Origin of the sequence: Marinifilum breve, from assembly GCF_003202155.1 — a bacterium.
Classification (GTDB): domain Bacteria; phylum Bacteroidota; class Bacteroidia; order Bacteroidales; family Marinifilaceae; genus Marinifilum; species Marinifilum breve.
Genome location: NZ_QFLI01000117.1, coordinates 1 through 492, shown reverse-complemented (window position 1 = coordinate 492; position 492 = coordinate 1). Strand labels below are relative to the sequence as shown.

Below are 492 nucleotides of genomic sequence, written 5' to 3'. Positions count from 1 at the left end.
CCGATCGTGCCGCATTGCTCGGCTGCTGCGATGTCTTGGCAATGCCCGCGCGGGAGGACCATTTGGGCCTGGCCGTTCTTGAAGCATGGGCGGCCAATCGCCCAGTGATCGCCGCGCAAATCGGCGGGGCGGCATCGCTGATCACGCCAGAGCGCGACGGCCTGCTCGTGCCCAGCGAAAATCCAGAGGCGCTCGCACAGGCCCTGCGCCGTGCGCTGGAGGATGGGGATCTGGCGGCCAAACTGGTCGCCAATGGGGCTTTGCGCTTTGCCAAGGGCTTTACCCAAACGGCTTTCACCCGGGCCGCGCTGAGCCTTTATGAGCGCGTGGACCGGGCCGCGCAGGCGCGTGCAAAGGCCTCCGCGCTGGCCGAGCCATGACGCGCGAACACGCGGGTGAGGCCAGCTGCGCCCATGCGCTTCAGGCCGGCTTCAAAACTTTCTTCCGGCTGGAGGATCATTTCGGCATCGAAATCATCGCCATGTTCGCTGA

General features: G+C 65.9%; 1 protein-coding gene. It reads left to right on the top strand.

Annotated features, from left to right (window positions below):
• Positions 1-380 (top strand): glycosyltransferase family 4 protein (locus DF185_RS23165; RefSeq protein ID WP_119754664.1); only part of this gene is annotated, 380 nt, incomplete at its 5' end.
• Positions 381-492: the final 112 nt, after the last annotated feature.